The organism is Spirulina sp. 06S082 (genome assembly GCF_034932145.1).
Taxonomy (GTDB): Bacteria; Cyanobacteriota; Cyanobacteriia; order Cyanobacteriales; family Spirulinaceae; genus CCY15215.
This window is the reverse complement of the sequence record NZ_JAYGHV010000101.1, coordinates 1-1534: the sequence shown is the minus strand read 5'-3', so window position 1 is coordinate 1534 and position 1534 is coordinate 1. Positions and strand designations below refer to the sequence as shown.

The following is a 1534-nucleotide window of genomic DNA, read 5'->3' as shown; positions in this document are numbered from 1 at the left end:
CGTCCAGAACCGAACCGATAAAACCGAGAAACTCACCGTCGGCGCCCAGGCGGGGCCGAGCCGAATCGACCGCCCAATGATAGTTCCCGTCCGCACCTCGCAGCCGGTAATCGAGACGAAAGGCCTGGCGGCGCTCGGTTGCTTCACGAAAGATCCGTTCGCTTTGCGCCGCGGCGTCGGGATGCACGGCCTTGAGCCAGCCGAAGCCCAGAGCCTCGCTTGAAGTCTGGCCGGTGAATTCGAACCAGCATCGGTTGAGGTAGGTACAAGTGCCGTCGGCTTCGGTCACCCAGATCATGACGGGCGCATTGTCGGCCATGTTGCGAAAACGCTCTTCGCTTTCGCGCAGCCGCGTCTCGGCGTTCTTGCGCTCGGTGATATCCTTGACCGTTCCTACCAGTTTTACGGCGATCGGGCCGTCGAACGAGATGTCGCCATCGGCGCGCACCCAGCGAACCTGCCGGCTTTGTCGGTGGACGACACGGTAGATCGCGTCGTATCGACCCGGCCCGTTGCTATCCAGCGCGGCGTCGACCGCAGCCTGCATGGTGGCGCGATCGTCGGGATGGATCCCCGCCAGAAAGGTCTCGTAGGTCACTTCCTCATCGGGTGTGATACCCCAGATTTCACGGATCGTGGCATCCCACACCAGGGCGCCGGAGCGTGGATCGAATTCGTGAACGCCGAGCTTTCCTGCCCTGAGCGCGGTTGCAAGACGCCCCTCGATCTCGGCTCGCGCCAGGCGGGGTTTCGCCTCGCCCGCAGACGCGCCCGTATCGATCGCTCCGGGTCGCCTGCAGTCCGTCAAATCGATGTTCAGTCCGCGAATGATCAGCGCGCGGCCCTGATCATCGCGCTCAATCATGCCTCGATCGAGGATGAACCGCACCGACCCGTCCGGCCTGACAATGCGAAACTCGTGGCTGTAGGTATCCGCCCTGGTTCCCAGAAAGCCTGCTGTTTCGGCCTCGACCCGAATCCGATCGTCCGGGTGCACGTGCCGGATAAAGCCGCCCTCGCTCACAGGCGTTTTGGGCAGGCCGTAGATTCGCTGAAGTCCCGGCGACCAGACCAGCCTGTCCTCGCCGGCGTGCCATTCGTAAACGCCAGTTCCGCTAGCGAATTCAAGCGCATCAGCGCTGGTATTAACGGATTGCGCCTGCTTGGCCATATCTCTCCCTTCCAACCGGATAATATGCAAGCTCAGTGGCAAATGATCGAACGTGCTGAGAATTCTCAAGATCACCATAGGTCCACGGCCCTACGGCAACGCGATACTGCAAGGTTACATTAATGAAATCCGCGCACCGGCGCAACGCTGCGATCGCGAAATGGCGAACCCGGTTCCGAACGATCCGCAGTGTGGTGGTGTACTGAGACTGTCTGCGCAAGCATGCCGAGTGGCTGAAGGGGGAGGCGGCTCGCAGTGGTGCGTGCCGTTACTGTTCGCTGGGTGCCACCGATCGCATGTTGCGCAGCACCCAGCGGATGTGGCTTGAGAAAGTCACCACCGCGGAATGGGCATCGCCGGACA

At 61.8% G+C, this 1534-nt stretch carries 1 protein-coding gene; it reads right to left on the bottom strand.

Annotation, left to right across the window (positions count from 1 at the left end):
• On the bottom strand, positions 1-1249 hold a 1249-nt coding region (locus VB714_RS07285; RefSeq protein WP_323222600.1), incomplete at its 3' end, for a PAS domain-containing protein.
• Between the last annotated feature and the right edge of the window lie 285 nt (positions 1250-1534).